Origin of the sequence: Streptomyces sp. NPDC001634, from assembly GCF_040298185.1 — a bacterium.
Taxonomy (GTDB): domain Bacteria; phylum Actinomycetota; class Actinomycetes; order Streptomycetales; family Streptomycetaceae; genus Streptomyces.
Genome location: NZ_JBEOZU010000181.1, coordinates 1 through 7745 on the forward strand (window position 1 = coordinate 1; position 7745 = coordinate 7745).

Here is a 7745-nt window from a genome sequence, read left to right on the forward strand (position 1 = left end):
CGGGGGCCGGGGCGAGGGCGGCGGCCAGCAGGGCCGCGGTGGTCGCGGCGGTACCGGCCGCGGCGAGACGGGAACCTCGGATGTGCCGTATCCGACTCATCGGTCTCCTAGGGAAGGCGCGTGGGGGCGCACGTGGGGGGCAGGGGTGGGGGCCCTGACGTCCCCACGATTTAAGGGTTCATGACATGTCATGTCCATAGAGCGTTCGAGGAGATGTGTGAGGGGTCAGAATCGTTTCTGCAACGCTTTGACAGAACTGCGACGCTTCCGGGGAGCAGGCGCGTGAAACTGCCGTTCTTCGTGTACGGGACCCTGCGCCCCGGCGAGCACAACCACGACCTCTTCCTGCGCGGCCGCATCCGGTCCGAGGAGCCGGGGCTGCTGCCGGGCGCCGTGCTGTACGACGGCCCCGGCTACCCGTATGCCGTGGAGGCGGCCGACGGCGCGGTCAGCGGCGAGATCGTCACCGCGCTGCCCGAGGCGTACGGGGAACTGCTCGCCGTCCTCGACCACCTGGAGGAGTACGTGCCGGGCGATCCCCGCAGCCTGTACGAGCGGGTTGCCCGGGATGTGACGGCCGGGGACGGCAGGACCGTACGGGCCTGGGTGTACGTCGCCGCGCCCGCAGTCGCGGCACGGCTGCGGGCGCACGGTACGCCGATCAAGGGCGGGGACTGGCTCACCCGTCGCTGAGGCGGCGTCCTGTCGAGGGCGGCAGTCGGCCGTTCGCGTCGCTCGTGCGGGCGACCGGCGTGTGCGCCACCTCCCCGCCGTCGGACCGCCTTGCCTAGGGTCCCGGCCATGAGCGAAAGCGACATCACCCGGCGGCGTGCGCTCGCGCTGGGCGGCGCCGCCGCGGGTGCCGTCCTGGGGCTCGGGATCAGCTCCTGCTCCTCCTCGCACCGTGGCCTGCACGGGCCCGGTCCCGACAAGGTGCCGGCGCCCGCCCCCGGCGCCGAGCTGTGCGTGCTCAACCCGAGCGTCACCGAGGGGCCGTACCACCTGCCCGGCGCGCTCTTCCGCAAGGACATCACCGAAGGCAAGAAGGGTGTCCCGCTCACGGTACGGCTGACCGTGCGCGACCAGCCCCACGCCTGCGCCCTCCTCAAGGACGCGGCCGTCGAGATCTGGCAGTGCGACGCCTGGGGCTACCACTCCGGCTATCAGGGCGAGCATCCCGGCGGCACGGTGCCCGCCGCGGGCAAGGACACCAGCGGTGCGAACCCCCTGACGTATCTGCGCGGTTACCAGACGACCGATGCCGACGGCGTCGCCGAGTTCAGGACGGTCTTCCCCGGCTGGTACACACCGCGCGCGCCCCACATCCACGTCAAGGTGCACACCGGGGGCCACAGGGCCGGCCTGACCTACGAGGGCGGCCGGGTCAACTGGACCGGCCAGCTCTTCTTCGACGACCGGTACGCCGACGAGGTGTACGAGAAGGCCCCCTACACCGCGCACACCGGGAAGCGCACCCGGCTCGCGCAGGACACCGTGTACCACGGGGGCGGCGCCAGGGACGGGCTGATGGACGTCACCGGGGACGTGGACAACGGGTTCGTCGCGACGCTGACCGTGGGGATCGACCCGACGCGCGAGCACTCCGGGGTGGGGGGCGGCGAACCCCGGCAGCCGAGTGCCCCACCGCCCGACGAGACGCCCGAGCCGCCGCGGGCCACCCCGTCCGAAGGAGCGTCAGCGAGCACACCCCCGCCGGACAGCGCGGCGAGCGCCTCGCGCACGCCCGCCCCCTGACCGGGCGGCGCCACACCCTGCGGTCCTATCCCGCGGCGGCCTCCTGGCCCACCCGCTCCAGCCGCACCGCGCACACCTTGAACTCCGGCATGCGGGAGGTGGGGTCGAGGGCCGGGTTGGTCAGCGTGTTGGCGCGGCCCTCGCCCGGCCAGTGGAACGGCATGAACACGGTGTCGGGCCGGATGGCGCGGCTGATCCGCGCGGGCGCGACGGCCCGTCCGCGCCGCGACACCACGGCGACCGCGTCCCCGTCCACCGCGCCGAGCCGCTCGGCCAGCCGCGGATGCATCTCCACGTACGGCCCGGGTGCGGCGGCGTTCAGCTCCTCGACGCGCCGGGTCTGCGCCCCGGACTGGTACTGCGCCACGACCCGCCCGGTGGTCAGCAGCACCGGGTACGTGTCGTCGGGCTCCTCGGCGATACCCCGGTACGACACGGCAGCGAATCGCGCCCGCCCGTCCTCGGTGGCGAAACGGTCGAGGAAGAGACGGGGGGTACCGGGGTGTGCCCCTTCGGGGCCCGGTCCTACGACGGCCGGCTCGGGGGCGCCCTGCGCGGCATCGTGTGGCCGGCCGGCCGGGTCCGTCGGCTCGGCGTCGCCGGACGGGTTGTCGGGCAAGAGGCCGAGGGCAGCGCCCTCGCCGTCCCGGGCGGCGGTGGCCGCGGAACGGGCCTGGGCCGTTCCGCCTGCGGTTGCGTCTTCGGTGGTTCCGGTCGGGCTCGTCGCGGCCCCGGTCCCGTCTTCGGCGGTCCCCTTCGTGGACGTCGTGTCCGAAGTCCGCGCGCCGGTGGTCCAGTTCTCGGCTGTCCCGTCTGTGGGCCGGGCGGTGGCTGTTGCGTTCTCGGTCGTCGTGCCTGGAGTCCGGGCGGGGGTGGTCCAGTTCTCGGCTGTCACGTGTGTGGGCCGGGCGGTGGCTGTTGCGTTCTCGGTCGTCGTGTCCGAAACCGGGGCGGCGATGGTCCCGCCCGCGGCGTCGCGCGACGGCTCCCCGTCCGAGCTGCTCGCGTCCTCGTCGGCCGGAACCGCCGGGCACGGCCAGAACAGTCCGTTCTCCTCCGCCAGCCTCCGGTATGTGATCCCGGAGTAGTCCGCCGGGCCGCCCGCGCTGGCGCGGCGGAGTTCGGCGAAGACCTCCTCCGGGTCCGTGGGGAAGCCCTTCTCCACGCCGAGGCGGGCGGCCAGTTCGTGCAGGACCTCCAGGTCGCTGCGGACCCCGGGCGGCGGGGTCAGCGCGCGGCGGCGCAGCAGGACCCGGCCCTCCAGATTGGTCGTCGTGCCGGTCTCCTCCGCCCACTGCGTGACCGGCAGGACGACGTCTGCCAGCTCCGCCGTCTCCGAGAGGACCACATCGCACACCGCCAGGAAGTCCAGCGAACTCAGCCGCTCCTCGATGTGCGCGGCGCGCGGGGCCGACACCACCGGGTTGGAGCCCATCAGCAACAGTGTGCGGACGTCCGAGCCCAGCGCGTCGAGGAGCTCGTAGGCGCTGCGGCCCGGCCCTGGCAGCGAGTCCGGGTCCACCCCCCACACCTCGGCCACGTGCCGTCGCGCCGCAGGGTCCGTCAGCTTGCGGTAGCCGGGCAACTGGTCGGCCTTCTGGCCGTGTTCACGGCCGCCCTGCCCGTTGCCCTGCCCGGTCAGGCAGCCGTAGCCGGACAGCGGGCGGCCGGCGCGGCCGGTCGCCAGACACAGGTTGATCCACGCGCTCACCGTGTCCGTGCCCTTGGACTGCTGCTCGGGCCCGCGTGCGGTCAGCACCATCGCGGCCTCCGGCTCGCAGAACAGCCGTGCCGCCTCGCGGAGTTGAGGAACGGACACCCCCGTGATCCGCTCCACGTACTCCGGCCAGTGCGCCATCGCCGCCGCCCGCGTCCCCTCCCAGCCGCTCGTGCGCTCCTGGATGTACGCCTCGTCGGTGCGTCCCTCGGCGACGACCAGGTGCAGCAGACCGAGCGCCAGCGCCAGGTCCGTGCCGGGCCGCGGAGCCAGATGCAGGTCCGCCTGCTCGGCGGTCCGCGTGCGGCGCGGGTCGACGACGATCAACGTGCCGCCGTTCTCGCGCAGTTCGTTGAAGTACCGCAGCGCCGGCGGCATCGTCTCCGCGAGGTTCGAGCCGACGAGGATCACACAGCCGGTCTTCGGGATGTCCTCCAGCGGGAAGGGCAGCCCCCGGTCGAGCCCGAACGCCTTCACGCCCGCGGCCGCCGCCGACGACATGCAGAACCGCCCGTTGTAGTCGATCTGCGAGGTGCCGAGGACCACCCGGGCGAACTTCCCGAGCGCGTACGCCTTCTCGTTCGTCAGGCCGCCCCCGCCGAACACCCCGAGCGCGTCCGGGCCGTGCTCCGCCCGCGCGTGGGAGAGCCCCCGCGCGATGCGGTCGAGGGCCTCGTCCCAGCCGGCCGGCACCAGGACGCCCTCGGAGCGCACCAACGGCGAGGTCAGCCGCACCCGGGACGACAGCAGCTCCGGCGCCGTCCGCCCCTTGCCGCACAGCGCGCCCCGGTTCACCGGGAAGTCCGCGCGCTCGGCCACCTCGACGCCCCCCTGCGGCAGGGGCGACAGATTCATCCCGCACTGCAGGGCGCAGTACGGGCAGTGGGTGGGCGTCGAGGTGGTCTGCATGCCGCTCAGCGTGCGTCGGGCGTGTTACGCGCCGGGGCGCCCGCCGTTACACGGCCGGGACCAGGACCTCCCCGTCGGTCGGCGGGCGGCGTGAGATCCCGGCCGTCCGTGCCTCCTGCCGGTTATTGCCGGTTACTGCCGGTTCAGTGCGCGCGTGGCGCCCGCCGCGATCGTCGTCGCCAGGACCCAGCCGGTGGCGATCAGCAGATACGACAGCCACTGGTATCCGCCGCGCGGGGCGAACGCCGGCTCCTGGCCGAAGTCGATGATCGGCAGCAGCAGGTCGAGGGTGTAGAAGAGCGGGTTGAACTCGGGCGACTCGGATGGCTTGAGTGCGGGCGGATGGTGCAGGGCGAAGGTGAGCGTGCCGGTGCACAGCAGTAACAGCAGCCAGCCGGCGGCCCGCATCGGGCGGAAGCCGTAGCCGACCGCCGCGTCCTGCACATAGCCCCACAGCCGGGCGTACCGCGGCAGGGTGCGGCGGTGCCTGCGGAGCTTGGCCAGCTGGACGGTGCGTGCGGCGGCGTCGTCGCCCGCAGTGCGGTACGCCTGCGTCAACTGCTCGTAGGGATACGGCAGGTAGCCGTCCGCCTCTCGTTCCAGCAGCGGGAGGCGCTGTTCGGCGGGGAGGTGCGGGGTGAGGACGCGGTAGCTGAGCCCGTCGATCCGGACACGTCCGGGAAGTACTCCGGGCGGCACATGCAGGATGTCCAGCTGGGCACGGCGCAGATTGACGTCGCCCTCGATGGGCGCGGCCTCGCGCAGCCACAGTTCCCCCACGGCGCAGCTGCTCGCGCGCAGGGCCTGGCCGCCGGGGTTGGACAGGCGGGCGTAGGCGAAATTGAGCTGGCGCGGAACACGGGCGCCGCTGAGATTGACCCGGCCACGGGCGCGCAGCCGCATGGCGTGCAGATCGGTGCCCACCGCCAGGGTCTCGGCGTGCAGAGCGGTCTCGCCGGGGGAGGACAGCTCCGCGTCATTGAGGTTCACCTGCCCGCCGACAGTGGCCCCGTTCAGCCGGACCTCGCCGTGGGCGACCAGCCCGACGGCCCACACGTCCGTGGCGATCTCCGCGTGGTTGAGCTGGAGGACGGGCTCCTCGGCGGTCTCGTCGGGGCTGCCCAGCCGCGCCCCATTGGTGAAGAACGCGCCGGAGATCCTCGCCCCTGCGAGCCGCACCGGACCCGTGATCCGGCAGCAGGAGATCCGCAGCACCCCGTCGACACGGAGAGTTCCGGCGGTCAGCCCCGGAAGGACCGAGTCGCTCAGCACCAGCGCCTTGATCTGCGCCCCGTACAGGTTCGGGACCTCGTCGAAGTGACAGGACCGCAGCCGGACGGGGTGTCCGACCGTCCCGTACATCAGGTGGAGCACCCCGGTGATGCGCGCGCCCCACACCTTCAGCCCGGCTATCTCGCCGCCCCGGGCCGGCCCGTCGAGCAGCAGCGCCCGCAGCACCTCGGCCCGTACCGTCCGCTCCGGGCCCCAGGACGCGCCCGCCGTCGGGTCGTCGTCGGCGCCCTCGCGGAAGTCGACGCCCTCGCCGAGCGGGAAGGCCTCCCAGATACGGCGCTCGGCGGGCGTCAGATCCGTGATCTCCATGCTCAGCCCCCGGCCGCCGCCAGCGCCCTGGTGACCCCGTGCTCCTTCGGGCCGAGGAAGGTCGGGGCCGGGTGGAACAGGGAGTCCAGGGCCGCCTTGCTTGCTGCGAAGACCTCCCGGGTGCCGCCGTAGTACCAGGTCACGTCGTGTTTCTCGTCGACGCCGACGCCGTACGAGGACACGCCCGCCGACCGGCACAGGGCGACCGCGCGGCGGATGTGGAAGCCCTGGCTGATCAGGACCGCACGGTCCACGCCGAAGATCTTCTTCGCCCGGACACATGAGTCCCAGGTGTCGAAGCCCGCGTAGTCGGTCACGACCCGCCCGCGCGGTACGCCGTGCTTCGCCAGATAGGCGCGCATCGCGTCCGGCTCGTCGTAGTCCTTGCGGCTGTTGTCGCCGGTGACGAGGACGACCTTGACGCGGCCCGCCCGGTACAGCTGCGCCGCCGCGTCGAGCCGGTGGGCGAGGTACGGCGACGGCTCGCCGTCCCACAGGCCCGCGCCGAAGACGACGGCGACGTCCGTGCGCGGGGCGTCCGCGGTCGTCCGCAGCCGGTCGCCCGTGGTCAGGAACATCCACGTCGCCGGAAGCAGGGCCAGGACGCACAGCAGCATCAGGCCCTGCACGGCCCTGCGCTGCCCGGCGCGCGTGCGTGGCAGGCGCGGTCTGCGGATCCTCAGGCGCGACAGGCCCATCGAAACGTGTCCCCCCGGGTTCGGTGGCTTCACCAGTGTCGCCAGTGGGGACGCAGCGTACGGTGATCCGGTTCGCGCGGACCACGAGGGGCGTGCGAAAGAATCACCGCGCCCCCTCACACCATCCACCACCGCACCGTGAAGCCCTGGAAAACAACGCGGTCACGGCCACGCAACGGCGTGGCAACCTCGTACCGCCAGGATCGGTCCATGACGGCGTCGAACCCTCCTCGCGACGAGTCCCACCTCCGCCCCGGCGGCCAGCCACTCCGTGGCGCCCACCTCGACAGTACGGCGCAACTCATGAACCGGATCACCAGCCAGCTCGGCAGCCAGCTCAGCCTCGTCTCCCTCGACGGCACCCGGCGCCCGGCCCCGCCCGCGCTCGTCCTCGTGGCGCACGGCAGCCGTGATCCCCGCGCCCTCGCCACCGTGCACGCCCTCGCGGAACGCGTCCGCGAGCTGCGCCCGCACCTGCCCGTGCACCTCGGTCACATCGAGCTGAACGAGCCCCTGCTGCCGGACACCCTCGCCTCCCTCGGCGACGCACGCGCCGTCCTCGTACCGCTGCTCCTCAGCCGCGGGTATCACGTCAAGCACGACATCCCGGAGGCCGCCGCCGCGGCGCAGGCCGACACGCGCGTGGCGGCCCCGCTCGGCCCGCACCCCCTCCTTGTGGAGACCCTGTACTCCCGGCTCGTCGAGGCCGGCTGGCGGATGCGGCTGAGCGACGCGGAGCGCCGCGCGAGCGCGGTCGTGCTCGCCGCCGCGGGCTCCCGCGACCCCGACTCGGCCGTCGACACCCGCCGCACGGCCCAGCTTCTCGCCGAACGCCTCGGCGTCCCCGTCCTCCCCGCCTACGCCTCCGCCGCCGCACCCACCGTGTCCGCCGCGGTGCGTGCGCTCGCCGCCCGCGGCCGGCACCGGGTCGCCGTCGCCTCGTACTTCGCCGCGCCAGGCCGCTTCGCCACCGAGTGCGCGGAGGCCGCCCCGTGGATCGCGGCGGCCCCGCTGGGCGCCCACCCGGCGATGGCCCGCCTGGTCCTGCACCGCTTCGATCAGGC

Annotated in this window: 6 protein-coding genes; 3 read left to right on the plus strand and 3 right to left on the minus strand. The window is 73.5% G+C overall.

What is annotated here, in order from left to right:
* Positions 1-282: 282 nt before the first annotated feature.
* A complete protein-coding gene (locus tag ABT186_RS46960) occupies positions 283-693 on the plus strand; it encodes a gamma-glutamylcyclotransferase family protein (protein ID WP_351930556.1) in 411 nt (136 codons plus the stop codon).
* Between the two features lie 108 nt (positions 694-801).
* Positions 802-1755, plus strand: a complete 954-nt coding sequence (locus ABT186_RS46965; RefSeq protein WP_351930558.1) for an intradiol ring-cleavage dioxygenase — start codon at positions 802-804, stop codon at positions 1753-1755.
* A gap of 25 nt (positions 1756-1780) precedes the next feature.
* Here ABT186_RS46965 and ABT186_RS46970 read toward each other — a convergent pair whose 3' ends face one another.
* The 3 genes from ABT186_RS46970 to ABT186_RS46980 all read right to left on the minus strand — a co-directional run bounded on the left by ABT186_RS46970 (position 1781) and on the right by ABT186_RS46980 (position 6681).
* On the minus strand, positions 1781-4381 hold the full coding sequence (locus tag ABT186_RS46970; RefSeq protein WP_351930560.1) for a molybdopterin oxidoreductase family protein: 2601 nt from the start codon (positions 4379-4381) through the stop codon (positions 1781-1783).
* A 132-nt stretch (positions 4382-4513) separates the two neighbouring features.
* Positions 4514-5983, minus strand: coding sequence for a membrane-associated oxidoreductase (locus ABT186_RS46975; protein ID WP_351234113.1), 1470 nt, complete (start codon positions 5981-5983; stop codon positions 4514-4516).
* 2 nt (positions 5984-5985) lie between these two features.
* Positions 5986-6681 carry a SanA/YdcF family protein gene (locus tag ABT186_RS46980; RefSeq protein ID WP_351234115.1) on the minus strand — a complete coding sequence of 232 codons (696 nt, stop codon included), beginning with the start codon at positions 6679-6681 and terminating at the stop codon, positions 5986-5988.
* A gap of 210 nt (positions 6682-6891) precedes the next feature.
* On the opposite strand from ABT186_RS46980, the gene ABT186_RS46985 reads away from it, so the two are divergent.
* The coding region (locus ABT186_RS46985; protein WP_351930562.1) for a sirohydrochlorin chelatase at positions 6892-7745 on the plus strand (854 nt) is incomplete at its 3' end.